Consider the following 25,149-nt stretch of genomic DNA (forward strand, 5'->3'; position numbering starts at 1 on the left):
CGCTATGAGCGAAGATCGATCGAGCAACGGGCAGAAGTCGTGGCTGGGCAAACTGACCCAGGCTTTTGCCCACGAGCCGAAGAACCGTCAGGAGCTGCTTGAGCTACTGCGTGATGCACATCAGAACAAACTGCTGGACAGCGAAGCGCTGGCCATCGTCGAAGGTGCCATTCAGGTGGCTGACCTGCAAGTACGCGACATCATGGTGCCGCGCTCGCAGATGATCAGCATCAAGGCGACCCAGACACCGCGTGAATTTCTCCCGGCCGTGGTCGACTCGGCCCACTCGCGCTATCCGGTCATTGGTGAAAGCCATGACGACGTGATGGGCGTGCTGCTGGCCAAGGATCTGCTGCCGCTGATCCTCAAGGAGAACGGCGACAGCTTCAACATCAAGGATCTGCTGCGCCCGGCCACCTTCGTGCCGGAATCCAAGCGTCTGAACGTGTTGCTGCGAGAATTCCGCGCCAACCACAATCATATGGCCATCGTCATCGACGAATACGGTGGTGTGGCCGGCCTGGTAACGATTGAAGACGTGCTGGAACAGATCGTTGGCGACATCGAAGACGAGCACGACGTCGAAGAAGACAGCTATATCAAGCCGCTGCCCAGCGGTGACTTCCTGATCAAGGCCCTGACCCCGATCGAGAACTTCAACGAGTTCTTCGACAGCGAGTTCTCCGATGACGAATTCGACACCGTCGGCGGTCTGGTGATGAGCGCGTTCGGGCACTTGCCAAAACGCAACGAAATCACTGAAATCGGCGCCTATCGTTTCCGCATCCTGAACGCCGACAGCCGTCGGATTCATTTGCTGCGACTGACGCCAATTGCTCGTTAATCCTAAGGACTGAAATGCGCTGGACAACCCGCCCCGGCTGGCCCGGTAACCTGCTGGCCGTGGCGGCCGGTGCAATCACCACCTTCGCTCTGGCACCTTTCAACATCTGGCCGCTGGCTTTGCTGGCGGTCGGCTTGTTCTATGCCGGTTTGCGCGAGCTGAGCCCGCGTCAGGCGCTGGGCCGAGGCTGGTGTTTCGGTTTCGGCCTGTTCGGCGCCGGTACCAGCTGGATCTATTACAGCATTCATCATTTCGGCGGCGCTTCGGTGCTGCTGGCCGGGTTCCTGATGCTGCTGTTTACGGCGGCGATTGCCTGGTTCTTCGCCCTGCCCGCCTGGTTATGGGCGCGCTGGTTGCGCCGTAACGAGGCGCCGGTGGCCGATGCCTTGGCATTTGCTGCATTGTGGGTCGGCCAGGAAGCATTTCGTGGTTGGTTCCTCACCGGTTTCCCGTGGCTGTACTCAGGTTACAGCCAGCTCGACGGCCCATTGTCCGGACTCGCGCCAGTCGGTGGCATGTGGCTGGTGTCGTTCGTACTGGCGTTGACTGCGGCGCTGATTTACAACGCGCCGCGTCTGTTGCAAACCGGCCGCAAAGGTTTTGTCGTTGCCGGTCTGGTGCTGCTGGTTGGCCCTTGGGTGGCCGGCATTGCGCTCAAGGGCCATGCCTGGACAAGTCCGTCCGGCGCGCCGCTGAGTGTTGCCGCGATTCAAGGCAACGTCGCACAAAGCATGAAATGGGACCCGGCCGAGCTCAACGCGCAGCTGGCCCTGTACCGCGATTTGAGTTTCCGTTCGAAACCGGTGGACCTGCTGATCTGGCCGGAAACCGCCGTGCCCGTGCTCAAGGAGTCCGCCGAGGGCTACCTGAACATGATGGGCACCTTCGCCGCCGAGCGTAAATCGGCGCTGATCACCGGCGTACCGATTCGCGAAACCGTTCGTCATGAAAAACGCTTCTTCAACGGTATTACCGTGGTCGGCGAAGGCGACGGTACTTATCTGAAACAGAAACTGGTGCCCTTCGGCGAATACGTGCCACTGCAGGATGTATTGCGCGGGCTGATCGCCTTCTTCGACCTGCCAATGTCCGACTTTGCCCGTGGCCCGGCGGATCAGGCACTGTTGCAGGCCAAGGGTTATCAGATCGCACCGTTTATCTGCTACGAAGTGGTGTATCCGGAGTTTGCCGCCAGCCTGTCGGCGCGCAGTGATCTGCTGCTGACGATCAGTAACGACACTTGGTTCGGCACCTCGATTGGCCCGCTGCAACATCTGCAGATGGCGCAGATGCGCGCACTTGAGGCCGGGCGCTGGATGATCCGCGCGACCAACAACGGCGTGACCGGGTTGATCAATCCGTTCGGTCAGATCACCGAACAGATTCCGCAGTTTGAACAGGGCATTCTGTACGGCGAAGTGGTGCCGATGCATAACCTGACGCCGTACCTGCAATGGCGTTCGTGGCCATTGATCATCCTGTGCGTGCTGTTGTTTGGCTGGGCACTGATGGCCAGCCGGATGTCGAAAACCCTTTAAAGCAAAAGATCGCAGCCTGCGGCAGCTCCTATAGGGAAAACGCAAATCCCAATGTAGGAGCTGCCGCAGGCTGCGATCTTTTGATCTTCAGCGATAAAACAACGAATACCCCACCTGCCCCACCGCTTCATTCAACAGTTGCCCGCTCTGCCAGATCGACTTGAACTCCGGAAGCCAGCCACCAAACGGTCTTGCGTTATCAGTGCCCAAAAAGCCCACCGGCGCCGGCACCACTTCAAATCCTGCCTGTTCAAAACTCCAGACTGATCGCGGCATGTGCCAAGCCTGCGTCACCACAACCACGCGCTTGATCCCCTGCGGCAATAGAATGTCAGCGCTGAACTTGGCGTTTTCCCACGTCGTACGACTCTCGCCTTCCTGCCAACGCACCATCACGCCAAAATCGTCGCGCAATGAATCCGACATCAGTTTCGCCTCGGTCGGCGGTGTACCGTAATGCAAGCCACCCGTGGTCAGAATCGGCAAACCGGACGCTTTCGCCAGCCGCGCCGCGTAACGTTGACGCTCAAGCCCCACGCCGGTCGGCTGATCCTCACCCCAGGCCAGATCGCCGCGCTCGCGCCCGGAGCCCAGCACCACAATCGCGTCCGCGCGCTGCGCCAGCGTCGCCCATTCTTCACGTGCCAGCGGCGGCTCGCGCTCCAGCGCTTTGGCGCCCCATTGCACGACGACAGGCAGGCTCATGAGCCACAACCCGCCAAAACCAAGGGCAAAACACACGCCAGCCAGTCGCGGCCGTGAGCGGCGTAACCACCACGCAGCCAGCAACAGCAGCAAAAGAATGCCGGGCGGCAATAAAAGTTGTTTGATGAAATAACGAAAGGGCATCGAGCATCTCCAGAGATGCCCGAAGCCTAAGAGTGTTAATAAAGCGTTACAACCAATAGGTGGGATCCTGTTGAAAAAGATCCGGTTCTTGACCTGCCATGCGCTTACTTGGCCTGCAAAGCACGTACTTTGACGGTGTCTCTGCCGGGCGCCTTGTCCTTGAGCCAGATGACCTTGGCCGAATGTGCTGCATCGAGCTGCTTCACTGCTTGTGACAGGCATCCATGCGATTCACGTTCACTGCGATCCAGATAGGCCTTGACCAGTTTGAACTCGGCGGGGCTCAAGCCACGCAATTCCAGTTCCAGGGGGCGCTCGTCGCGCAGCCGGTCAGCGGTTTTTACAGCGTCCAGGGCCATCCCCAGACGATCGATCAACCTTTCGTACAACTCGGGTTTCGTCACGTTTTTTTGCCGTTGCTCCACCATCCCTCACCTCATTGAAGATAAGACTCACTCCCCAGTTAGAGCTTAGCTTCGCTGCACAAACCGGCTGCACGCCGCGACCAACGGCCCTCGCCAAGGATTGACCGGGCCAAACTGCTGTAATCAGGGTTTCCCTAGGCCAAGCGCGGTCATGTATGCTACGGCGCTTCCTGTAATTCCACTTCCAGCTCGTCCGGGCCAACCCCGGAACCTGCGTTGAAGAGGATTAGGCCACCCCTATCCAGTACAAAAGTAGCCATGCACGAACAATATCAGCCCCGTGAAATCGAAGCCGCCGCCCAGTCGTTCTGGGACGAGCAAAAGTCCTTTGAAGTCAGTGAACAGCCAGGCAAGGAAACTTACTACTGCCTGTCGATGTTCCCTTACCCCAGCGGCAAGCTGCACATGGGGCACGTGCGCAACTACACCATCGGCGACGTGATCTCCCGCTACCAGCGCATGCTTGGCAAAAACGTTCTGCAACCAATGGGTTGGGACGCGTTCGGCATGCCGGCGGAAAACGCCGCGATGAAGAACAACGTCGCCCCGGCCAAGTGGACCTACGAAAACATCGCCTACATGAAAACCCAGCTGCGCAGCCTGGGTCTGGCGGTCGACTGGTCGCGCGAAGTCACCACTTGCAAACCGGATTACTACCGCTGGGAACAATGGCTGTTCACTCGCCTGTTCGAAAAAGGCGTGATCTACCGTAAAAACGGCACCGTGAACTGGGACCCGATCGACCAGACCGTTCTGGCCAACGAGCAGGTAATCGACGGTCGCGGCTGGCGTTCCGGCGCGCTGATCGAAAAGCGCGAAATCCCGATGTACTACTTCAAGATCACCGCTTACGCGGATGAGCTGCTGGAGAGCCTCGACGAACTGACTGGCTGGCCTGAACAGGTCAAGACCATGCAGCGCAACTGGATCGGCAAATCCCGTGGCATGGAAGTGCAGTTCCCGTACAACGTCGACTCGATCGGCGAAGCCGGTACCCTCAAAGTCTTCACTACCCGTCCGGACACCCTGATGGGCGCGACCTATGTCGCCGTGGCTGCCGAGCACCCACTGGCCACCCTGGCCGCGAAAAACAACTCCGAGCTGCAAGCGTTCATCGCTGAATGCAAGGGCGGCAGCGTGGCTGAAGCCGACGTCGCCACTCAAGAGAAAAAAGGCCTGCCGACCGGCCTGTTCGTCGAGCACCCACTGACCGGTGAAAAACTCCCGGTGTGGGTCGCCAACTACGTGCTGATGCACTACGGCGACGGCGCTGTAATGGCCGTACCGGCGCACGACGAGCGTGATTTCGAATTCGCCCACAAGTACAACCTGCCGGTTAAATCCGTGGTGCGCACCAGCTCCGGCGATACCAACCCGGCCCCGTGGCAAGACGCCTACGGCGAGCACGGCACGCTGATCAACTCCGGCGAGTTCGACGGCCTCGACTTCGCCGGCGCGTTCGACGCCATGGAAGTCGCCCTGATCAAGAAAGAACTGGGCGCCTCGCGCACTCAGTTCCGCCTGCGCGACTGGGGCATCAGCCGTCAGCGCTACTGGGGCTGCCCGATCCCGATCATCCACTGCGATGCCTGCGGTGACGTGCCGGTGCCGGAAGATCAACTGCCTGTCGTCCTGCCGGAAGACGTGGTGCCGGACGGCGCCGGTTCGCCGCTGGCACGCATGCCTGAGTTTTACGAGTGCAGTTGCCCGAAATGCGGCCAGCCTGCCAAGCGCGAAACCGACACCATGGACACCTTCGTCGAGTCGTCGTGGTACTACGCCCGTTACGCCTCGCCGCACTTTGAAGGCGGCCTGGTGGAAAAATCCGCAGCCGATCACTGGCTGCCAGTCGATCAGTACATCGGCGGTATCGAACACGCGATTCTGCACCTGCTCTACGCGCGCTTCTTCCACAAACTGATGCGTGACGAAGGTCTGGTCAGCTCCAACGAGCCGTTCAAGAACCTGCTGACCCAAGGCATGGTGATCGCCGAAACCTACTACCGTCGCGAAGCCAATGGTGCTTACACCTGGTTCAACCCGGCGGACGTAGAACTCGAGCGCGACAGCAAAGCCAAGGTCATCAGCGCCAAACTGAAATCCGACGGTCTGCCGGTGGAAATCGGTGGCACCGAGAAAATGGCCAAGTCAAAAAACAACGGCGTCGACCCACAGTCGATGATCGATCAGTTCGGCGCCGATACCTGCCGCCTGTTCATGATGTTCGCGTCGCCGCCAGACATGAGCGCCGAGTGGTCCGATTCCGGCGTTGAAGGCTCGCACCGCTTCCTCAAGCGCGTCTGGCGTCTGGCGCAAGCCCACGTGACACAGGGCTTGCCGGGCAAACTGGACATCGCCAGCCTGAACGACGAACAAAAAGCCGTTCGCCGCGCGATCCATCTGGCCATCAAGCAGGCCAGCCACGACGTCGGCCAGAACCACAAATTCAACACCGCCATCGCTCAGGTGATGACGCTGATGAACGTGCTGGAAAAAGGCGCACAAGGCACCGAGCAGGATCGCGCGCTGATTCACGAAGGCCTGGAAGCCGTGACGCTGTTGCTCGCACCGATCACGCCGCACATCAGCCACAACCTGTGGAATCAACTGGGTCACGCCGACGCAGTGATCGACGCCGGTTGGCCAGCAGTGGACGAAAGCGCCTTGGTGCAAGACAGCCTGACCCTGGTTATCCAGGTCAACGGCAAGCTGCGTGGCCAGATCGACATGCCAGCCAGCGCAACCCGTGAAGAAGTGGAAGCGGCAGCACGCGCCAACGAAAACGTACTGCGTTTCGTCGACGGTCTGACCATTCGTAAAGTGATCGTAGTGCCCGGGAAACTGGTCAATATCGTCGCCAGCTAATTGGATCGGGCGTCAGGTTCGCCTGACGCCAAGTAAAACCTTTCGGGCCGCACCGTCGGCCCACGTGGTTTCAAGGGGAGCAACACAATGATCAAACGCAATCTGCTGGTGATGGGCCTCGCCGTTCTCTTGAGCGCCTGCGGTTTCCAGCTGCGCGGCACCGGCACCAACGAGCTGTCAATCAAGGAACTTGATCTGAGCGCCCGCAACGCCTACGGCGAGACGGTCACGCAACTGCGTCAGGTGCTGGAGTCGAGCGGCGTCAAGGTTTACAGCGGCGCTCCGTACAAGCTGTTCCTGGCTGACGAGCAGGAAAGCCAGCGCATCCTCAGCTACGCCGGTGCCGGCCGTACGGGCGAATATCAGGTCAATACAGTCCTGAACTACGAGATCCGTGGCGACAAGAACCTGCAACTGCTGAGCGACAAGCTGGAAGTGCAGAAAGTGTTCATTCACGACGGTAACAACCTCGTGGGCTCCGATCAGGAAGCCAACGACGCCCGCCGCGAAACCCGCCGCGAACTGGTTCAGCGCATGATGCTGCGTCTGCAGCAACTGACGCCGGGCCAACTGCAACAACTGCAGCAAGCGGCCAATGATCGCGCCAAGGCAGAAGCCGATGCACTGCAAGCGGCGCAAAAGGCTGAAGCGGAAACCCCGCGTCAGTCGCCGCTCGAAATACCGCAGCAGTAAGACGTTCGGGGCGCTCAGGCGCCCCGTTCGACCTTTCTTATGAAGCTCGCTCCCGCCCAACTCGGTAAACACCTGCAAGGTGCTCTCGGCCCCGTCTACATCATCAGCGGCGATGACCCGCTGTTGTGTCAGGAAGCCGCCGACGCCATCCGCAGTGCTGCGCGCCAGCAAGGTTTCGACGAACGCCAGGTCTTTGCCGCCGACGCCAATTTCGATTGGGGCACGTTGTTGCAGGCCGGCGCCAGCATGTCGTTGTTCGCAGAAAAGCGTCTGCTGGAACTGCGCCTGCCTTCGGGCAAGCCTGGTGACAAGGGCGCTGCCGCACTCATCGAATATTGCTCGCGTCCGGCTGAAGACACTGTGCTGCTGATCAGCTTGCCCAAACTCGATGGCAGCGCGCAGAAGACCAAGTGGGGCAAGGCGCTGGTTGAAGGCCAACAGACCCAGTTCATTCAGATCTGGCCGGTGGATGCCAATCAGCTGCCGAACTGGATTCGTCAGCGCTTGTCTCAGGCCGGATTGTCGGCCAGCCAGGACGCGGTCGAATTGATTGCTGCACGTGTCGAGGGCAACTTGCTCGCTGCCGCGCAGGAAATCGAAAAGCTCAGGTTGATGGCCGAGGGTGGCCAGATCACAGTCGAAACCGTGCAGGCCGCTGTGGCGGACAGTGCACGTTTTGACGTGTTCGGTTTGACCGACGCCGTGCTCAACGGCGAGCCGGCCCATGCCTTGCGCATGCTGGAAGGCTTGCGTGGTGAGGGTGTCGAGCCACCGGTGATTCTCTGGGCACTGGCGCGGGAGTTGCGTCTGCTGGCCAATATCTCGTTGCAGTACAGCCAGGGCACGCCGCTGGACAAGTGCTTCAGTCAGGCGAAACCGCCGGTCTGGGACAAGCGCAAACCGTTGATGAGCAAAGCCCTGCAACGCTACTCGGCACAACGCTGGGCGCAGTTGTTGCTTGAGGCTCAGCGTATTGACTCGCAGATCAAGGGCCAGGCTGCCGGGTCGCCGTGGATGAGCTTGAGTCGTCTGGCTCTATTGATGGCTGGTCAGCGACTTTCACTGCCTGCCGAATAAGATCAAAAGATCGCAACCTTCGGCAGCTCCTACACCAATCCCTGTAGGAGCTGCGGCACGCTGCAATCTTTTGATCTTGTTTCCTACAATGCACGCCTGCATTTGCACTATAGACAGATGCCCAACATCGGCAGATTATTTCCCCCGCAAAACCCACTCACTCGAGAGAACCCTCATGAGCAAAAAGCCATCGAAACATGGCCCCAACAAGGCCAAATCCATTGTCGCCCAACCCCTGTTCCGCAGCCGCCAGGAACGACCAATCAAGGGTAAAGGCAGCTACCGCCGCGAAGCCTTCCAGTCTGACAGCTGGGAGGCTTCTTACTTTCTGGCCGCTTAAAGCGCAGTACCCCCCGGTCATGTTAAGGTCTGCACCTGATTCGTTTTCCTGGAACTGTGCATGCCCCTAAGTCTTTCCCGTCGTTGGCCTGTTCGCCAACTGATCGCTGCCTCCAGCTTCATTCTGCTTGTCGCTTGTGCGGAAAAACCGACCGCAGCCGATGCGCAACCTCTTCAAGCCGCTCCTGTCGCCACGGCCCCAGCGATCATCCCGCCGGTAGTGCCGTCCGCCGACCCTCTCGATCTGCAGCCAACGCAGACCTTTGCCGAATGGCAGGCGAGCTTTCGCAAAGATGCCCTGGCCGCCGGGATTCGTGCCGAGCTGTTTGATCAGGCGTTTGCCAATGTCAGCTTCGACGCCAGTGTGATTCGTGCCGATCGCAGTCAGCCGGAGTTCTCCCGCCCGGTGTGGGAATACCTCGACGGCGCCCTGTCGCCACTGCGTGTGCGTAAAGGCCAGGCACTGATCAGTCAGTACGCCGATATTCTGCAAAGCATCGAACAGCGATATGGCGTCGACCGCCAGGCGCTAGTGTCGGTGTGGGGCATGGAAAGCAACTTCGGCCAGTTTCAGGGCAGCAAGTCGGTGATCAACTCGCTGGCCACCCTCGCCTACGAAGGCCGCCGCCCGGGCTTTGCTCATGCACAGCTGATCGCCGCCCTGCAGATCCTGCAACAAGGCGATATCACGCCGGAGAAGATGCTCGGTTCCTGGGCTGGCGCGATGGGTCAGACCCAGTTCATTCCGACCACCTACAACACTCATGCCGTGGACTTCGACGGTGACGGTCGCCGCGATATCTGGGGCAGCCCTGCTGACGCACTGGCATCGACCGCGCACTACCTGCAAAGCTCCGGCTGGCAGCGTGGTCAGCCGTGGGGGTTTGAAGTGCAGTTGCCGAGCAGCTTCAACTACACACTGGCTGATGGTGCGATTCGCAAGAGCGTCGCCGAATGGCGTCAGTTGGGCGTGACTCTGCCGAATGGCGGTCAGGTGCCAGCAGGTTCTGAACAGCTTTCTGCCGCACTGCTGCTGCCGGCTGGTTATCGTGGGCCGGCGTTCCTGATCCTCGACAACTTCCGCGCGATCCTCAAGTACAACAACTCCTCGTCGTACGCGCTGGCAGTGAGCCTGTTGTCCGAGCGTTTCAGCGGTGGCGGTTTGATCAACGGCAGTTGGCCGAAAGATGACCTGCCGCTGAGCCGCACCGAGCGTATGGAATTGCAGACATTGCTGAGCGCTCGCAATTACGATGCCGGCACAGCGGACGGGATCATCGGCGCCAATACGCGCAAAGCGATTCGCAGTGCCCAGCAGTCGTTTGGCTGGCCGGCGGATGGGTATCCGACGCACAAGTTGCTGGAAAGCCTGCGCAACCAATAAAGTAAAAATCAAAAGATCGCAGCCTTCGGCAGCTCCTACAGGGCAAATATCAATCCCCTGTAGGAGCTGCCGAAGGCTGCGATCTTTTTGCTTCACCCACACACTATCGGGTGACGACATCCTGCTCCAGCATCAACTCCTGCTTCCCCGCATCCAGCCGCACCAGCGCGCCCATTGGCAACGTCAGGTTCGGATCGCAATGCCCGCTGCGCCACCCCGACAACACCGGAATTCGTAAAGGCTCGAACGTCTGCTTGAGCAGGCGGTTCAGCGCTGCGACATCCACGCCGGCAATGTCCCCGACCAACACCCCCCGCAACTTCGCCAACTTGCCGGCCAGGCGCATCTGGGTCAGCAAGCGATCAATGCGATACAGCGGCTCGTTGATGTCCTCGATCAGCAGAATTACCCCCTCGACATCGATTTCATAAGGCGTGCCCAACGTTGCGGCGATCATCGCGAGATTACCGCCGAGCAATCGGCCGTGCGCGATACCAGGCTCGACAGTGGTCAACGGATACGCCACCGGATGGCTGAACACACTCCCCGCCTTCAATTGCCCACGCAGCATGGCGAAGAACGAAGTAACGGTCGGCGGCTCTTTGTCACCCAACAGGTCGGCGTTGAGCAGTGGCCCGTGAAAGGTCACAAATCCTGCGTATCGACTGATAGCCAGGTGCAGCGCGGTGATATCGCTGTAGCCGACGAACGGCTTGGCGTTGCGGCTCAGCAGGTCATAGTCGATGCGGTCGAGCAAGCGTGGCGTGCCGTAACCGCCGCGCAGGCAAATGATCGCATCGACCTCGGGATCAGCGAACGCTGCGTGCAGGTCACGCAGGCGTATATCGTCACTGCCGGCCAGATAGCCGTCCTTTTCATAAACACCGGGAAACACCTTCAGCCCATAACCACGGGCGCGCATCCATTGCAGCGCTTTCTCGGTGTCCAGAGCTCCGGGGCCCGCCGGCGCAATCACGCCGATCAACCCTTCCGAGGGCAGTGCAGGCACGGCTCTGTGTGGGCAAAGAGTATGGGTCGGTCGAACGGTCATCCTTGGATCTCCCTGTGAGTCATGCACACACAGTAGTCAGGAACGGCGGCAAACAGAAGAGGGTCGGCCACGCCGCAGGTTGCAGGAATCAGCATCGAATGTAAGACGGGCAAAAAAATGCCCGCCGGGCGTTAAACCTCGGCGGGCAGTTTTTCATTCAGCGCCGGATCAGGAACCCAGTAGCTCAGCCTTGACCAACTTCGCTTGCTCGTCGGCATGGTACGAAGATCGCACCAGCGGGCCCGAGGCAACGTTCTTGAAGCCCATCTTGTAACCTTCCTCGGCGAACCAGGCGAAGGTGTCCGGGTGCACGAAACGCTGCACCGGCAAGTGGCTGCGCGACGGCTGCAGGTACTGGCCCAGGGTCAGCATGTCGATGTCGTGTTCGCGCATGCGTTTCATGACTTCGATGACTTCGTCGTCGGTCTCGCCCAGACCCAGCATCAGGCCGGATTTGGTCGGAATGTGCGGCATCATCTGCTTGAAGCGTTGCAGCAGGGTCAGCGACCACTGGTAATCCGAACCTGGACGCGCGGCCTTGTACAGACGTGGCACGGTTTCCAGGTTGTGGTTGAACACATCCGGCGGCTCGGCGGCGGTGATTTCCAGGGCGACGTCCATGCGACCACGGTAGTCTGGAACCAGGGTTTCCAGCTGCACGTTCGGCGACAGTTTGCGGATTTCGCGGATGCAGTCGGCAAAGTGCTGGGCACCGCCGTCACGCAGGTCGTCGCGGTCAACCGAGGTGATCACCACGTACTTGAGCTTAAGGTCAGCGATGGCGATGGCCAGGCTTTCCGGCTCGTTGACGTCCAGTGGCTTCGGACGACCGTGGCCAACGTCGCAGAACGGGCAGCGACGGGTGCAGATGTCACCCATGATCATGAAGGTCGCGGTGCCGCCGGAGAAGCACTCGCCGAGGTTCGGGCAGGACGCTTCTTCGCAAACACTGTGCAGCTTGTGTTTGCGCAGCAGGCTCTTGATCCGGTCGACTTCCGGGGAAACCGGGATGCGCACACGAATCCAGTCAGGTTTCTTCGGCAGCTCGGTGGTCGGAATGATCTTTACCGGAATGCGTGCAACCTTCTCGGCGCCGCGCAGCTTGACGCCGGCTTCTACCTTGGGACGCGGGGCCGGGCGCTCGGTCACGTCGAGCGTCGGGATCATGGTTTGCACTGCATCAGTAGTCATATCAGTCGATTCCGCCCGTCAGGGTCGTCTGCTCAGCATAGTCGAGGTGTTTGACGAGCTGCGCACGCAGCCGGGCACTTACCTCGGCAAATTCAATCGATCCTGCGTGGTCGCTCAGCTGGGTCATCGCCAGCCCAGCGTAGCCGCAGGGATTAATCCGTCGAAACGGTTCCAGGTTCATATCCACGTTCAGGGCCAGGCCATGAAAGGAACAACCGTGGCGAATCCGCAAACCCAGAGAAGCGATTTTCGCTCCATCGACGTACACGCCGGGAGCGTCTGGTTTGGCCGCTGCGGTTACCCCGTAACTGGCCAGCAGTTCGATCAGGCAAAGCTCCATGCGGCTGACCAGATCACGCACGCCGAAACCCAGCTTGCGTACATCCAGCAGCAGGTAGGCCACCAACTGGCCGGGACCATGATAAGTCACCTGCCCGCCGCGATCGACCTGCACTACCGGGATATCGCCCGGTAGCAACAGGTGTTCGGCCTTGCCGGCCTGGCCCTGAGTGAACACCGGCGGGTGTTCGACGAGCCAGATTTCGTCGGCGGCATCGCTGCCGCGTTCGTTGGTAAAACGTTGCATGGCATGCCAGACCGGCTCGTAAGCCATCTGGCCGAGCTCACGAAAGCCCAGCGTGCCCGGCATCACAACACCATGTGCACGAAGCCGGTCGCCCGCAGTTCGCTGTTGATGTTGTACAGCTGATCCTGATCGGTCGCGACGATGTGCAACTGAATGGTGGTGTATTTGCCGTTGGTGCTTTGACGCTCGTCGATGCGTTCATCATTGATGGTCGCGTGTTTCTTGACGATGTCGATGATCTTGTCTTTGTTGCCAACGCCGGTATCGCTGATCACCTTAACGGGATAATCAACCTGGGGAAATTCGATCTTTGGCGCCTTTACTTCGGTATCGGTCATGGCGTAACGGCCTCTAGAGCGCAAGCCGTGGTAACGCACATGGCCCCGCACCGGATCGGGGCGGGGCCATGCAGGTCAACACAAATCAGTTGAACAAGCCGTAGAAGAATAGACGGATGCTATCCCACATGCGGCGGAAGATACCACCCTCCTCGACGCCATCCAGAGCGATCAGGTCGGCGCTGTGCACGACCTTGTCTTCCAGTTTGACTTCGACTTTACCGATCACGTCGCCCTTGGCGATTGGCGCGGTCAGTTGCGGGTTCATGGTCATGCTCGCAGCGAGCTTCTTCAGCTGGCCTTTTGGCAGGGTCATGGTCAGGTCTTCAGCCAGGCCGGCCTTGACTTGATTGGTGGTGCCTTTCCACACCGGGGCCTGAGCCAGTTCGGTGCCCTTCTGATAGAAGGTCTGGGTTTCGAAGAAGCGGAAGCCGTAAGTCAGCAGCTTCTGGGTTTCAGCGGCGCGAGCCACTTCGCTGTTGGTGCCGAACACCACGGCGATCAGGCGCTGGCCGTCACGTACAGCCGAGGACACCATGCAGTAGCCGGCTTCGTCGGTGTGACCGGTTTTCAGACCGTCGACGGTCTTGTCGCGCCACAGCAGCAGGTTGCGGTTAGGCTGCTTGATGCCGTTCCAGAAGAACTCTTTCTGCGAGTAGATCGCATAGTGAGCCGGGTCTTCGTGGATGATCGCACGGGCCAGGATCGCCATGTCGTGAGCCGACGAGTAGTGCTCAGGGTTTGGCAGACCGGTCGGGTTCATGAAGTGGGAATTGGTCATGCCCAGATCAGCGACAGTCTTGTTCATCAGGTCGGCGAACGCGTCTTCGCTGCCGGCGATGTGCTCGGACAGCGCGACGCTGGCGTCGTTGCCGGACTGGATGATGATGCCGTGCAGCAGGTCGCTGACAGTGACCTGCGAGCCGACTTTGATGAACATCCGCGAACCGCCGGTACGCCAGGCGTTTTCGCTGACGGTCACCGGATCGTTTTCACCGATCTGGCCACGACGGATTTCCAGGGTCGCGATGTACGCGGTCATCAGCTTGGTCAGGCTGGCCGGTGGCAGACGCTGGTCGCCATTGTTCTCGACCAGCACGTTGCCGCTGCTGGCATCCATCAGGACGTAGGCTTTGGCGGCCAGTTGCGGTGGCGACGGCATCATCTCGGCCGCGAAGGCGGCTGGCGAGAGGAGCAGCGGGACTAGCAGACACAGGCGTTTGGCAAAGGTGGTGATGTTCATCCGTCTCTCGAAATCGCTAATGGAAACTGTCCTTGCGGACAAAATTTAATCAGATGACTTTCTAACGAGCCATCGCGTGTTCAGTTGCTCACTCCAGTCACCCTTGCCGGGCTTTTGTTCTTCGACGAGCCAACAACCTGGTTCACCCCCCAATACTGCAAGTGAACCGTCAATCAAGTTCTACGTATTACTCGGTGACCACACTTGGCGAACCAAGGTTGGCCAGGCGCACGCTGTTCTGCACCTGGGCAATTTCACCCGGCGAGCCGATCGGCCCCAGTCGCACCCTGTGCAGGGTCTGCTGATTGCGCACGATCGAACTGATGAACACCGGAGCGCTCACCATCCCGCTGAGCTTCGACCTCAGGAGTTCTGCAGCGTCCGGGTTGGCGAACGCGCCCACCTGCAGATACTGGCCAGTTGCTGTTGCAGAAGCGTTTTTTTTTGCACTCATCGGCACGGGGACGGTGTCGGAGGCATGTTGCTGCGGCGGTGGCGTCCATTGCTCGACGGTGCCAGCCGAAGCCGTGATCACCGGAGCGCTGTTCTGCGCGACCTGTGGCTCGTTGAGCATCAACGGTGCCGGACGGCCCTTGGCGGCCCAGTATTGCTGCGGATCGATGCCTTCAACCTTGACGCGCGCAGTACCGGTTTCGGCGTAACCGAGTTTTTTCGCGGCGGCGTACGACAAGTCGATGATGCGATCGGAATAGAACGGCCCACGGTCGTTGACGCGCAGGATCACCGTGCGGTTGTTGTCCAGGTTGGTCACCCGAACGTAACTTGGCAGTGGCAATGTCTTGTGCGCGGCACTCATGCCGTACAGGTCGTAAACCTCGCCATTGGCGGTGTTCTGGCCGTGAAACTTGGTGCCATACCAGGACGCCGTGCCGGAGGCGACGTAGGTCTTGGATTCCTGCAACGGGAAGTAGGTTTTGCCCAGTACGGTGTACGGGTTGGCCTTGTACGGACCGGTGTGCAGGGTTGGTGTGGCATCAGGAATGCGCGAAACATCGACGTCCCACCACGGCGCGCCATCTTTGTGCGCGCGGTTGATATCCAGACCCGGCTGCGCTCGCACAGCGGTATTGGAGGTTTTCGGCGTCGGGGAACGGCTGGTCGTGCAACTGGCGACCAATACCGCCAACGCAGCGAATGCCACCAGCTTCAGGGGTTTATTGTTAGGCAATGCCCGCATTACTTGACGCCCCGTGCTTGTACCAGCTGTTCAGACAGTTGATGTACGGCCATGGCGTACATCACGCTGCGGTTATAACGCGTGATCGCGTAGAAATTCTTCAGGCCCATCCAGTATTCAGGGCCGTTGTCGCCTTCGAGGCGAAATGCAGTCACCGGCATATCATCGCGCAGCGCATCATGACTTGACCAGCCCAGCACCCGCAACTCTCCAACGGTTTTCGTCGGCTCGATGCCGGTGGTCAGGCCTTCATCAACCTGTTCGCCACGCACATCGGCACGGCTGACTACCGGCTCACCGGCAACCCAGCCATGACGTTTGAAATAGCTCGCTACGCTGCCAATCGCATCATCCGGGTTGTTCCAGATATTGATGTGCCCGTCACCGTCGAAATCCACCGCATACGCACGAAAGCTGCTCGGCATGAACTGCGGCAGGCCCATGGCCCCGGCGTACGAGCCTTTGAGGGTCAATGGATCGACCTGTTCTTCACGCGCCAGCAGCAGGAACTCACGCAGTTCCTTGCGGAAAAATTCGGCACGGGGAGGATAGTCGAAACCGAGCGTCGACAAGGCATCGATCACCCGGTAATTACCGGTATTACGTCCGAAAAAGGTTTCAACGCCGATGATCGACACGATGACTTGTGCCGGTACGCCGTATTCCTGCTCGGCACGGGCCAGAGTGGCCTCGTGCTGACGCCAGAAATCCACACCACGGGCGATACGCGCGTCGGTGATGAACATCGGGCGGTATTCTTTCCACTGCTTCACGCGCTCGGCAGGTCTGGAAATGGCGTCGAGAATCGCCTGTTTACGCTGAGCCTCGCGGAACACCGCCATCAATTGCTCACCGGCGAAACCATAGTCGCGGGTCATTTCACCGACGAACTCGGCCACCTGAGGCGAGCCTTCGTATTCGCCAGCCAGCGCTTCCTGCACACTGCCCAGCAGGCCCATCAGGCCAACCAGCGGCGCGCATCGAGTCGCCCAGCCACGCATTACTTGCATTGAACTCTTCACCTTATTCAAACCTGTGCGATCCACTTGCGATGGGTATGGATCGACATCAAAACCCCAAACGCTGACAGCAGCGTCACCAGCGAAGTTCCTCCGTAGCTAATGAACGGCAACGGCACCCCTACGACCGGCAACAGGCCACTGACCATACCGATGTTGACGAAAACGTAAACAAAAAACGTCATGGTCAGCGCACCGGCGAGCAATTTGCCGAACAGCGTCTGGGCCTGAGCGGTGATCACCAGTCCTCGGCCGATCAGCAATAGATAGATCAGCAACAGCGCACAGATGCCCACCAGGCCGAACTCTTCGCCGAGTACGGCAATGATGAAGTCGGTGTGGCTTTCCGGCAGAAAATCCAGGTGTGACTGGGTGCCGAGTAGCCAGCCTTTGCCGAACACGCCGCCGGAACCGATCGCGGCTTTCGACTGAATGATGTTCCAGCCCGTGCCGAGCGGATCACTTTCCGGGTCGAGGAAGGTCAGGATTCGCTGCTTCTGGTAGTCGTGCATGATGAAAAACCACATCGCCACCGACACTGGAATCGCCGCCGCCAGCACGCTGAGAATCCAGCGCCAGCGCAGCCCGCCCATGAACAGCACGAACGCACCGCCCGCGAGAATCAGCAGCGAAGTACCGAGATCAGGCTGGCGGACGATCAGGATGAACGGCACGCCGATCAGCATCAAACTGATGCCGACGTGCTTGAGTTGCGGCGGCAACGTGCGTTTGGACAGATACCAGGCGATGGTCGCCGGCATCAGGATTTTCATGAACTCCGAGGGCTGGAAGCGGATCACTCCGGGGATGTTGATCCAGCGTGTGGCGCCCATGGCGTTGTGGCCCATGATGTCCACCACCAACAGCAGCACCACGCCGATCACATAACCAAGCGGCACCCAGCGCGCCATGAAACGCGGCTCGAACTGGGCGATGACGATCATCGACACCAGACCGATGCCGAACGAGGTCGCCTGTTTGGCCAGCAGGTCCCAGCTCTTGCCGCTCGCCGAATACAGCACGAACAGGCTGCCGGCGGCGAGGATCAGCAGCAGGATCAGCAACGGGCCATCGATATGCAGTCTTTGCAGCAGCGTCGCGCGGCGACGCATCACATCCTCACTGGAGAGCATGCGATCAAAGTTATTCATCACGGGCCGTAGCCTCCGCACTGATTGGGCTGGCGTATTCGGCCTTCAAACGTCCGTCCTGATCGAGCAGCCAGGCGTCCATGACCTGACGCACCACGGGTGCGGCAACGCCGGAACCGGACTCACCGTTCTCGACCATCACCGACACGACGATGCGCGGGTCATCGGCCGGAGCGAAACCGACGAACAAGGCGTGGTCGCGGTGACGCTCCTGAACCTTGGAGCGGTCGTACTTCTCGCCCTGCTTGATCGCGACGACCTGCGCCGTACCCGATTTGCCGGCGATACGGTATTGCGCGCCGATGGCCGCTTTGCGCGCGGTACCGCGAGCGCCGTGCATCACTTGCTGCATGCCGTGATTGACCTTGGTCCAGTCCGACGGATCACGCAGGACAATGTCCGGCATCGGATTCTCGTCCACCGGCTTCACCCCTTCGAGGGATTTGGCCAGGTGCGGGCGATTCCAGATGCCTTTGTTGGCGACCAGCGCAGTCGCCTGGGCGAGTTGCAGCGGAGTCGATTGCATGTAGCCCTGGCCGATTCCGAGGATCAGGGTTTCGCCGGGGAACCACGCCTGCTTGCGCGTCGCCCGCTTCCATTCACGGGACGGCATCAGGCCGGGGGATTCTTCGAACATGTCCAGCGAGACCTTCTGGCCGATGCCGAACTTGTTCATGTAGGCCGAGAGCCGATCAATGCCGAGCTTGTGCGCCAGGTCATAGAAGTAGGTGTCGTTGGACCGCATGATCGCCGTGTCGAGGTCGACAAAGCCGTCGCCCGTGCGGTTCCAGTTACGGTATTTGTGATCGTAGTTGGGCAGCATGTAGTAGCCCGGGTCGAACACTCGACTGGACGCCGTCACCACACCGGAATCAAGACCGGCAATCGCCACCGCAGGCTTGATCGTCGAACCCGGCGGATACAGACCGCGCAGCACGCGGTTGAACAATGGCCGGTCGATGGAATCACGCAACTCGGCGTAGGCCTTGAAGCTGATGCCGGTGACGAACAGGTTCGGGTCAAAGCTCGGCTGACTGACCATCGCCAGCACCTCACCGGTCTTCGGATCCAGCGCAACCACCGCGCCACGACGCCCGCCCAACGCTGCCTCGGCCGCTTCCTGCAACTTGATGTCCAAGCTCAGGACGATGTCCTTGCCGGGAATCGGATCGGTGCGCTTGAGCACTCGCAGTACGCGGCCACGGGCGTTGGTCTCGACTTCTTCGTAACCGACCTGACCGTGCAATTCCGGCTCGTAGAAACGCTCGATGCCGGTTTTGCCGATGTGATGGGTGCCGCTGTAATTGACCGGATCGAGGCTCTTCAGCTCTTTCTCGTTGATCCGCCCCATGTATCCCACCGAATGCGCGAAATGCGCGCCCTGCGGATAGTGACGAACCAATTGTGCAACCACTTCCACGCCCGGCAGGCGGAACTGATTCACCGCGATCCGGGCAATCTGCTCTTCGCTCAGCTCGAACAGGATCGGCACCGGCTCGAACGGCCGGCGCCCCTGACGCATGCGTTTTTCGAAGATAACCCGGTCTTCAGGCGTCAGCTCCAGCACTTCGACGATAACGTCGAGCACTTGCTGCCAGTCGCCGGAGCGCTCGCGGGTCATGCTCAGGCTGAAGCTCGGACGGTTGTCCGCCACCACCACGCCGTTGCGGTCGAAAATCAACCCACGGGTCGGCGGAATCGGCTGCACGTGGACGCGGTTGTTTTCCGAGAGCGTCGAGTGGTACTCGTACTGGATCACCTGCAAGTAATACAGCCGCGCGATCAGCACGCCGATCAGCAACATGATCGCAATGGCCCCGAACACGACGCGGCTACGCACCAGGCGTGCGTCCTTTTCGTGGTCCTTGATGCGGATCGGCTGAGACATGAGGGCTGGATTACTTGTGGTAAGGGTGACCGGACAGCACGGTCCAGGCACGATACAACTGTTCGCCGATCAGGATCCGCACCAGTGGGTGCGGCAACGTCAGCGGCGACAACGACCAACGCTGATCGGCCCGGGCACAGACTTCCGGCGCCAGCCCTTCCGGGCCACCAACCATGAAATTGACCGTGCGCGAATCCAGCCGCCAGCGATCAAGTTCGACCGCCAGCTGCTCGGTGCTCCAGGGTTTGCCATGGACTTCCAGCGTGACAATCCGCTCGTTCGGCCCGACCTTGGCCAGCATGGCTTCGCCTTCCTGGCGGATGAAACGGGCCACGTCGGCATTCTTGCCACGGGTATTGAGCGGTATTTCCACCAGTTCCAGCGCCAACTCGGACGGAAGACGCTTGGCATATTCATGCCAGCCTTCTTCCACCCACTTGGGCATGCGTGAACCGACGGCGATCAGGCGCAGTCGCACAGCAATCCCTTACAGCTGGTCTTTGTTGAGCTTGGTGAAGTGCTCGTGGGTGTTTTCCGGGCTGTGGTGCTTGGCGTCGGCCGCACGGCTTTGCTCGGCACCGGCCCACAGGCGCTCCAGGTCGTAGAACTGACGTGCCGAGGCGGTCATCATGTGCACGATCACCAGGTCCAGGTCCAACAGCACCCAGTCGCTGTCGCCCTTGCCTTCTTCGCCCAGCGGCTTGGCGCCCTGCTTTTTGACTTCTTCGCGAACCTTGTCGAGCATCGCGTTGATCTGGCGGTTGGACGTACCGGTAGCGATGATCATGTAGTCAGTGATGCTCTGCTTGTCGCGGACATCAATGATCTGGATATCTTGCGCCTTGACGTCTTCCAGTGCCGCCTCGGCAAGCTTGACCAGCTGATCGCCAGTCAGTGGCTCATTGGTGTTGATCGGCTCAGGCAGCGGAGCGCTCTTGAATGTACCTTTGCGCTTAACTTTCTTTTCGTTGTCAGTCATATAAAACTCGTTTTGCTCATATATTCGGCGGCTTGGCGATACGTGGATTCGTATCAGTGAAGCACGCCTTGCTCAGTTCGACGCACGGTACAGACCGTGCGCATCGATGTAGGCCAGGACCGCGTCGGGCACCAGGAAACGTACCGACTTACCGCTGGCCAGCAGTTGACGGATCTGGGTGGCGGAAACCGCGAGCGGTGTCTGCCAGACGAATGCAATCTGTCCGCTCGGCCCTTTCAGGGCCAGCGGGTCGCTCACCGAACGCGCTGCCAGCAGGTTGCGCAAGGCATCCGGCGGTTCGCTGTCGGCGTCCGGGCGCTGTAGCACCAGGATGTGGCAATGCTGGAGCAACTCCTCCCAGCGATGCCAAGTGGGCAGGCCGCAAAATGCGTCCCAGCCCAAAAGCAGAAAAACCTGGGTCTCGGCGGGCATTTCAGCCCGCATCGACTCCAGGGTATCAATGGTCCAGGACGGTTTGTCCCGCTGCAATTCGCGGGCGTCCACCACCAGCGGCGGCATTCCGGCCACCGCACACTCGACCATCGCCAGCCGATCCTGCGCCGACACCTGCGGCGTACCGCGATGGGGCGGGCGCGCGTTCGGCATCAGGCGCAACTCGTCGAGCGCCAGCGCTTCGGCGACTTCCAGCCCACCGCGCAGATGACCGATGTGCACCGGATCGAACGTGCCGCCCAGAACGCCAATGCGCCGAGGGCGGGACTCGCTGCCGGGTGCCGGCGCTGTCAGGTCGAGGTCGGTCAAGTCAGACCGTCGCCTGGCCGCGCAACTGGCCATCACCGACCACGACGTACTTCTCGCAAGTCAGTCCTTCGAGGCCCACCGGGCCGCGGGCGTGCAGCTTATCAGTAGAAATGCCGATCTCGGCACCCAATCCGTATTCAAATCCATCGGCGAAACAGGTCGGGGTGTTGATCATCACCGACGCCGAGTCGACTTCCGCGACAAACCGACGGGTGTCGGCGAGGTTTTCGCTGACAATCGAGTCGGTGTGATGGGAGCCGTAATGGTTGATGTGTTCAATGGCCTGATCCAGACCGTCGACCACGCGAATCGACAAAATCGGCGCCAGATACTCGGTGCTCCAGTCGTCCTCGCTGGCGGCAACGGCATCGATGATCGCCCGCGTACGCTCGCAACCACGCAGTTCGACGCCTTTTTCGCGGAACTGGGCGGCCATCGACGGCAGGAAATCCTTGGCAACAGTTTGATCGACCAGCAACGTCTCCATCGCACCGCAAATACCGTAGCGATAAGTCTTGGCATTGAACGCAATGCGTTGGGCTTTCGGCAAGTCGGCATGGGCACTGACGTAAACGTGGCAGATGCCGTCCAGATGCTTGATCACCGGCACACGGGCATCGCGACTGATGCGTTCGATCAGGCCACGGCCACCGCGCGGCACGATCACATCGACGTACTCGGGCATGGTGATCATCGCGCCAACGGCGGCACGGTCAGTGGTTTCGACCACTTGCACCACGGCGGCGGGCAATTCGGCCTCGGCCAGACCGCGTTGAATGCACGCGGCAATCGCCCGGTTGGAATGAATCGCCTCGGAGCCGCCGCGCAGGATGGTCGCGTTGCCGGACTTCAGGCACAGGCTCGCGGCATCGATGGTCACGTTTGGCCGGGATTCGTAGATGATCCCGATCACGCCCAGCGGCACACGCATTTTGCCGACCTGAATCCCCGACGGACGGAAGCTCATGTCGCGGATCGCACCAACCGGGTCCGGCAGTGCAGCGACCTGACGCAGACCGACGATCATGCCGTCGATACGCGCCGGGGTCAGTTCCAGACGCTCCAGCAATGCCGGTTCCAGACCATTGGCGCGGCCGGCAGCCAGATCCTGCTCATTGGCGGCGGCAAGCTCGGCACGCGCGGCATCCAGGGCATTGGCAGCAGCCTGCAAGGCGCGGTTTTTCTGCGCGGTGCTGGCACGGCCGATGACCCGGGAGGCTTCACGGGCGGCGCGACCCAATCGGGTCATGTAGTCAAGAACGGACTCAGTCATGGTCTGCTGGGGTCTTGGCAAAGAGGAAAGCGGCAGATTATAGCTGTCGCGTCCCGGGACTAACAGCGGTGACGGGCGGATGGTCGAAATGAACGCGGATTCGCCGGTGTTCAGGCCCAATTAAGCCACGCGTTGTTATCATCACGACCTCCTGAGCCTGGATAATCATTGCCTGCCATGTCCGATCTGACCGTTCGCAACCGCGCCGAACGCCTGCCGCTGGGGCTGCCCGACGCCTTTTTCGACCGAGATGCGCAAGTGCTGGCGCAGGACCTGCTCGGCAAAGTCATCCGGCACCGGGTCGGCGATCTGTGGCTGAGCGCGCGAATCATCGAAACCGAAGCCTATTACTGTGCCGAAAAAGGCAGCCATGCCTCGTTGGGCTACACAGAAAAACGTAAGGCTTTGTTTCTGGATGGCGGCCACATCTATATGTATTACGCCCGAGGCGGTGATTCGCTGAACTTCAGCGCGCAGGGGCCGGGCAATGCGGTACTGATCAAATCCGCCTATCCGTGGGTCGATGAAGTCAGCGGGCCGGCGAGTCTGGCGCAAATGCTGCTGAACAATCCCGACGCACAGGGACGTGCGCGTCCTTCGCAAAAACTCTGCGCCGGGCAAACCCTCTTGTGCAAAGCGTTGGGACTGAAAGTGCCAGTGTGGGACGCCAAGCGTTTCGATCATGAAGTCCTTCTGGTAGAAGACACCGGGCCGGCACCTTCGCACATCATTCAAACCACCCGCCTGGGCATTCCCCGCGGCCGCGACGAACACCTGATGTACCGCTTTGTCGACGCAAACCATGCGCAATGGTGCACGCGGAACCCGCTGCGACGCGGTCAGGTCGAAGGCCGGGATTATTTCTTGCTGTAACCCCCACAGGGTTAATCAACGATTGGAGTTTTTCTGTATGGGCCCATGGCTCGATAGCGTTACCGGGTGGCTGGCGGCGAATCCACAATGGCTGGCTGTGGCGGTGTTCATTGTTGCCTTTGTGGAGTGCCTGGCGATTGCCGGTTTGATCGTGCCGGGCACCGTGCTGCTGTTTGCCGTCGCCGTACTGGCCGGCAGCGGCGCTCTTTCGCTGAGCGAGACGCTGTTGCTGGGTTTCCTCGGCGGGATTCTCGGCGATGCCGTTTCGTACTTCCTCGGCCGCCATTTCCACCAGAACATTCGACGCCTGCCGGGGCTACGGCATCATCCGGAATGGATGGCCGGTGCCGAGTCGTATTTCCAGCGCTACGGCATCGCCAGTCTATTGGTCGGCCGCTTCATCGGGCCGTTGCGGCCAATGCTGCCAATGGTCGCCGGCATGTGCGACATGCCCTTCCCGCGTTTCGCCGCTGTCAGCCTGCTGGCGGCTGCCGGCTGGAGTCTGGCCTATTTGCTGCCGGGCTGGGCCACCGGCGCGGCCTTCCGCCTGCCATTGCCAGAAGGGTTCTGGCTGGAAGCCGGGATTGTCGCCGGCAGCATCGCCGTGATGGTCGGCCTCAGCGTCAACAGCAGCCTGCGCCGGCACCGCCGCGCGACGATCTGGATCAGCAGCATGAGCCTGTTGATTCTGATTGGCCTGTTCATCGGCTACCCGTACCTGACCGCGCTCGATCAAGGCGTAATGACGCTGGTGCAGGAACATCGCCAACCAATGCTGGATGAAATTGCGGTCACGCTGACCCTGGTCGGCGAGTTCCGCAACATGCTGTTGTTCAGCGCCCTGCTGACCGGTCTGTTGCTGCTGTGCCGGCAATGGCGCCAGGCGATCTTCGTCGGCGGCACGCTCCTGGTGACCGCACTGGCCAACACCGGAACCAAATATTTCTTTGCCCGGGTGCGCCCGGAAGTGCTGACCGATCCATTGACCACCTACAGCATGCCCAGTGGCCATGCCTCAGGTTCGTTCGCGCTGTTTCTGACCTTGGCAGTACTCGCCGGCCGTGGCCAGCCGCCACGCATGCGCCTGACCTGGTTGCTGATCGCCTGTATTCCGGCTCTTTCCATCGCACTGTCGCGGGTCTATCTGGGGGCTCACTGGCCAACCGACGTATTGGCCGGCGCTATGCTCGCCGCCTGTGTCTGCGCTGCCGCCCTGTGGCTGAGTCAACGCAAAACCGCACTCAATCCCATGCCGTACAAGATCTGGTGGTTGATCTTGCCGGCCATGTTGGCGCTGTTTGGCTTTTTCGTCCTCAGGCATCTGCCTCATACGCTGTTGCGTTACGCCTATTGAACGAGGCAATACACAAGGCTTATTTCCTTCGCGCTGCTCTTTTAAGAAACTTCCGACATGAGCGGCGCACTTCTCCCATTCAAACTTTCTCGCAGCCGGTAAAACTTCCCGCCTGACCAACCGACAACTTCATACATTTAAAAGACGCTATAACAAAAGTTACACTTCCAACAAGAATTAGAACAACAATAACTTTCGCCACGCCGAAAATGCGCTAGATTAAATTCAC

24 protein-coding genes are annotated in these 25,149 nt (G+C 60.1%); 9 read left to right on the forward strand and 15 right to left on the reverse strand.

The window, feature by feature from the left end; genetic code table 11:
• Positions 1-4 precede the first annotated feature (4 nt).
• Positions 5-844 carry a CorC family transporter gene (locus AC3IUF_RS26085; protein ID WP_007909641.1) on the forward strand — a complete coding sequence of 280 codons (840 nt, stop codon included), beginning with the start codon at positions 5-7 and terminating at the stop codon, positions 842-844.
• 14 nt (positions 845-858) lie between these two features.
• Positions 859-2,382 (forward strand): apolipoprotein N-acyltransferase, encoded by a 1,524-nt coding sequence (gene lnt / locus AC3IUF_RS26090; RefSeq protein ID WP_123375874.1) that lies wholly within the window; start codon positions 859-861, stop codon positions 2,380-2,382.
• Between the two features lie 87 nt (positions 2,383-2,469).
• On the opposite strand, the gene AC3IUF_RS26095 is transcribed toward lnt, so the two are convergent.
• Positions 2,470-3,231, reverse strand: a complete 762-nt coding sequence (locus tag AC3IUF_RS26095) for a YdcF family protein (protein WP_095114029.1) — start codon at positions 3,229-3,231, stop codon at positions 2,470-2,472.
• A 104-nt stretch (positions 3,232-3,335) separates the two neighbouring features.
• Positions 3,336-3,659 (reverse strand): hypothetical protein, encoded by a 324-nt coding sequence (locus AC3IUF_RS26100; RefSeq protein ID WP_007909621.1) that lies wholly within the window; start codon positions 3,657-3,659, stop codon positions 3,336-3,338.
• Positions 3,660-3,914: 255 nt separating this feature from the next.
• Between AC3IUF_RS26100 and leuS the strand changes: the two genes are divergently transcribed.
• From leuS to AC3IUF_RS26125, 5 genes are all read left to right on the forward strand, one after another.
• A complete protein-coding gene (gene leuS, locus AC3IUF_RS26105) occupies positions 3,915-6,521 on the forward strand; it encodes a leucine--tRNA ligase (protein ID WP_489279701.1) in 2,607 nt (868 codons plus the stop codon).
• A gap of 87 nt (positions 6,522-6,608) precedes the next feature.
• Positions 6,609-7,214 (forward strand): LPS-assembly lipoprotein LptE, encoded by a 606-nt coding sequence (locus AC3IUF_RS26110; RefSeq protein ID WP_007909616.1) that lies wholly within the window; start codon positions 6,609-6,611, stop codon positions 7,212-7,214.
• A gap of 39 nt (positions 7,215-7,253) precedes the next feature.
• The gene (gene holA, locus AC3IUF_RS26115; RefSeq protein ID WP_489279703.1) at positions 7,254-8,291 is read left to right on the forward strand and encodes a DNA polymerase III subunit delta; all 1,038 of its coding nucleotides are present in this window, start codon (positions 7,254-7,256) and stop codon (positions 8,289-8,291) included.
• Between the two features lie 175 nt (positions 8,292-8,466).
• The gene (gene arfA / locus AC3IUF_RS26120; RefSeq protein ID WP_007909612.1) at positions 8,467-8,631 is read left to right on the forward strand and encodes an alternative ribosome rescue factor ArfA; all 165 of its coding nucleotides are present in this window, start codon (positions 8,467-8,469) and stop codon (positions 8,629-8,631) included.
• 60 nt (positions 8,632-8,691) lie between these two features.
• Complete coding sequence (locus tag AC3IUF_RS26125; RefSeq protein WP_007909611.1) at positions 8,692-10,014, forward strand: lytic murein transglycosylase; 1,323 nt, start codon at positions 8,692-8,694, stop codon at positions 10,012-10,014.
• Positions 10,015-10,117: 103 nt separating this feature from the next.
• On the opposite strand, the gene AC3IUF_RS26130 is transcribed toward AC3IUF_RS26125, so the two are convergent.
• The 13 genes from AC3IUF_RS26130 to AC3IUF_RS26190 form a co-directional block, all read right to left on the reverse strand.
• Positions 10,118-11,065, reverse strand: coding sequence for a S66 peptidase family protein (locus AC3IUF_RS26130; protein WP_007909609.1), 948 nt, complete (start codon positions 11,063-11,065; stop codon positions 10,118-10,120).
• A 168-nt stretch (positions 11,066-11,233) separates the two neighbouring features.
• A complete protein-coding gene (gene lipA, locus AC3IUF_RS26135; RefSeq protein ID WP_162130178.1) occupies positions 11,234-12,232 on the reverse strand; it encodes a lipoyl synthase in 999 nt (332 codons plus the stop codon).
• A 25-nt stretch (positions 12,233-12,257) separates the two neighbouring features.
• On the reverse strand, positions 12,258-12,905 hold the full coding sequence (gene lipB, locus AC3IUF_RS26140; protein ID WP_008087909.1) for a lipoyl(octanoyl) transferase LipB: 648 nt from the start codon (positions 12,903-12,905) through the stop codon (positions 12,258-12,260).
• Complete coding sequence (locus AC3IUF_RS26145) at positions 12,905-13,180, reverse strand: DUF493 domain-containing protein (protein WP_007909603.1); 276 nt, start codon at positions 13,178-13,180, stop codon at positions 12,905-12,907. Before AC3IUF_RS26145 ends, lipB begins: the two co-directional genes overlap by 1 nt.
• Positions 13,181-13,265: 85 nt before the next feature.
• Entirely contained in the window at positions 13,266-14,423 is a 1,158-nt protein-coding gene (locus AC3IUF_RS26150; protein ID WP_007909601.1) for a D-alanyl-D-alanine carboxypeptidase family protein, read from the reverse strand.
• A gap of 187 nt (positions 14,424-14,610) precedes the next feature.
• Positions 14,611-15,621: a septal ring lytic transglycosylase RlpA family protein gene (locus tag AC3IUF_RS26155; protein ID WP_007909599.1), complete on the reverse strand. Its 1,011-nt coding sequence runs from the start codon at positions 15,619-15,621 to the stop codon at positions 14,611-14,613.
• Positions 15,621-16,631 (reverse strand): lytic murein transglycosylase B, encoded by a 1,011-nt coding sequence (mltB, locus tag AC3IUF_RS26160; RefSeq protein ID WP_007909597.1) that lies wholly within the window; start codon positions 16,629-16,631, stop codon positions 15,621-15,623. Before mltB ends, AC3IUF_RS26155 begins: the two co-directional genes overlap by 1 nt.
• Before the next feature lie 17 nt (positions 16,632-16,648).
• On the reverse strand, positions 16,649-17,752 hold the full coding sequence (gene rodA / locus AC3IUF_RS26165; protein ID WP_042704880.1) for a rod shape-determining protein RodA: 1,104 nt from the start codon (positions 17,750-17,752) through the stop codon (positions 16,649-16,651).
• A 31-nt stretch (positions 17,753-17,783) separates the two neighbouring features.
• Positions 17,784-19,679 carry a penicillin-binding protein 2 gene (gene mrdA / locus AC3IUF_RS26170; RefSeq protein WP_007909593.1) on the reverse strand — a complete coding sequence of 632 codons (1,896 nt, stop codon included), beginning with the start codon at positions 19,677-19,679 and terminating at the stop codon, positions 17,784-17,786.
• A 10-nt stretch (positions 19,680-19,689) separates the two neighbouring features.
• Entirely contained in the window at positions 19,690-20,157 is a 468-nt protein-coding gene (rlmH, locus tag AC3IUF_RS26175) for a 23S rRNA (pseudouridine(1915)-N(3))-methyltransferase RlmH (protein ID WP_003185785.1), read from the reverse strand.
• Between the two features lie 9 nt (positions 20,158-20,166).
• Positions 20,167-20,658 (reverse strand): ribosome silencing factor, encoded by a 492-nt coding sequence (rsfS, locus tag AC3IUF_RS26180; protein ID WP_007909591.1) that lies wholly within the window; start codon positions 20,656-20,658, stop codon positions 20,167-20,169.
• 72 nt (positions 20,659-20,730) lie between these two features.
• On the reverse strand, positions 20,731-21,453 hold the full coding sequence (nadD, locus tag AC3IUF_RS26185; RefSeq protein WP_007909589.1) for a nicotinate-nucleotide adenylyltransferase: 723 nt from the start codon (positions 21,451-21,453) through the stop codon (positions 20,731-20,733).
• The gene (locus AC3IUF_RS26190) at positions 21,422-22,693 is read right to left on the reverse strand and encodes a glutamate-5-semialdehyde dehydrogenase (RefSeq protein ID WP_095114093.1); all 1,272 of its coding nucleotides are present in this window, start codon (positions 22,691-22,693) and stop codon (positions 21,422-21,424) included. Before AC3IUF_RS26190 ends, nadD begins: the two co-directional genes overlap by 32 nt.
• 177 nt (positions 22,694-22,870) lie before the next feature.
• Between AC3IUF_RS26190 and AC3IUF_RS26195 the strand changes: the two genes are divergently transcribed.
• Both AC3IUF_RS26195 and AC3IUF_RS26200 read left to right on the forward strand, forming a co-directional pair.
• A complete protein-coding gene (locus AC3IUF_RS26195; RefSeq protein ID WP_007909587.1) occupies positions 22,871-23,566 on the forward strand; it encodes a DNA-3-methyladenine glycosylase in 696 nt (231 codons plus the stop codon).
• Between the two features lie 37 nt (positions 23,567-23,603).
• Positions 23,604-24,920, forward strand: a complete 1,317-nt coding sequence (locus tag AC3IUF_RS26200) for a bifunctional DedA family/phosphatase PAP2 family protein (RefSeq protein WP_007909586.1) — start codon at positions 23,604-23,606, stop codon at positions 24,918-24,920.
• The last annotated feature ends 229 nt before the right edge of the window (positions 24,921-25,149 follow it).

It is taken from the genome of Pseudomonas sp. KH_040 (assembly GCF_057839305.1).

What these genes read in the sequence shown, in the direction of transcription:
- AC3IUF_RS26085 (WP_007909641.1), top strand. Translation starts at nt 5, where the DNA reads ATGAGCGAAGATCGATCGAGCAACGGGCAGAAGTCGTGGCTGGGCAAA.
- lnt (WP_123375874.1), top strand. Translation starts at nt 859, where the DNA reads ATGCGCTGGACAACCCGCCCCGGCTGGCCCGGTAACCTGCTGGCCGTG.
- AC3IUF_RS26095 (WP_095114029.1), bottom strand. Translation starts at nt 3,231, where the DNA reads ATGCCCTTTCGTTATTTCATCAAACAACTTTTATTGCCGCCCGGCATT.
- AC3IUF_RS26100 (WP_007909621.1), bottom strand. Translation starts at nt 3,659, where the DNA reads ATGGTGGAGCAACGGCAAAAAAACGTGACGAAACCCGAGTTGTACGAA.
- leuS (WP_489279701.1), top strand. Translation starts at nt 3,915, where the DNA reads ATGCACGAACAATATCAGCCCCGTGAAATCGAAGCCGCCGCCCAGTCG.
- AC3IUF_RS26110 (WP_007909616.1), top strand. Translation starts at nt 6,609, where the DNA reads ATGATCAAACGCAATCTGCTGGTGATGGGCCTCGCCGTTCTCTTGAGC.
- holA (WP_489279703.1), top strand. Translation starts at nt 7,254, where the DNA reads ATGAAGCTCGCTCCCGCCCAACTCGGTAAACACCTGCAAGGTGCTCTC.
- arfA (WP_007909612.1), top strand. Translation starts at nt 8,467, where the DNA reads ATGAGCAAAAAGCCATCGAAACATGGCCCCAACAAGGCCAAATCCATT.
- AC3IUF_RS26125 (WP_007909611.1), top strand. Translation starts at nt 8,692, where the DNA reads ATGCCCCTAAGTCTTTCCCGTCGTTGGCCTGTTCGCCAACTGATCGCT.
- AC3IUF_RS26130 (WP_007909609.1), bottom strand. Translation starts at nt 11,065, where the DNA reads ATGACCGTTCGACCGACCCATACTCTTTGCCCACACAGAGCCGTGCCT.
- lipA (WP_162130178.1), bottom strand. Translation starts at nt 12,232, where the DNA reads ATGATCCCGACGCTCGACGTGACCGAGCGCCCGGCCCCGCGTCCCAAG.
- lipB (WP_008087909.1), bottom strand. Translation starts at nt 12,905, where the DNA reads ATGCCGGGCACGCTGGGCTTTCGTGAGCTCGGCCAGATGGCTTACGAG.
- AC3IUF_RS26145 (WP_007909603.1), bottom strand. Translation starts at nt 13,180, where the DNA reads ATGACCGATACCGAAGTAAAGGCGCCAAAGATCGAATTTCCCCAGGTT.
- AC3IUF_RS26150 (WP_007909601.1), bottom strand. Translation starts at nt 14,423, where the DNA reads ATGAACATCACCACCTTTGCCAAACGCCTGTGTCTGCTAGTCCCGCTG.
- AC3IUF_RS26155 (WP_007909599.1), bottom strand. Translation starts at nt 15,621, where the DNA reads ATGCGGGCATTGCCTAACAATAAACCCCTGAAGCTGGTGGCATTCGCT.
- mltB (WP_007909597.1), bottom strand. Translation starts at nt 16,631, where the DNA reads ATGCAAGTAATGCGTGGCTGGGCGACTCGATGCGCGCCGCTGGTTGGC.
- rodA (WP_042704880.1), bottom strand. Translation starts at nt 17,752, where the DNA reads ATGCGTCGCCGCGCGACGCTGCTGCAAAGACTGCATATCGATGGCCCG.
- mrdA (WP_007909593.1), bottom strand. Translation starts at nt 19,679, where the DNA reads ATGTCTCAGCCGATCCGCATCAAGGACCACGAAAAGGACGCACGCCTG.
- rsfS (WP_007909591.1), bottom strand. Translation starts at nt 20,658, where the DNA reads ATGACTGACAACGAAAAGAAAGTTAAGCGCAAAGGTACATTCAAGAGC.
- nadD (WP_007909589.1), bottom strand. Translation starts at nt 21,453, where the DNA reads ATGGCCAGTTGCGCGGCCAGGCGACGGTCTGACTTGACCGACCTCGAC.
- AC3IUF_RS26190 (WP_095114093.1), bottom strand. Translation starts at nt 22,693, where the DNA reads ATGACTGAGTCCGTTCTTGACTACATGACCCGATTGGGTCGCGCCGCC.
- AC3IUF_RS26195 (WP_007909587.1), top strand. Translation starts at nt 22,871, where the DNA reads ATGTCCGATCTGACCGTTCGCAACCGCGCCGAACGCCTGCCGCTGGGG.
- AC3IUF_RS26200 (WP_007909586.1), top strand. Translation starts at nt 23,604, where the DNA reads ATGGGCCCATGGCTCGATAGCGTTACCGGGTGGCTGGCGGCGAATCCA.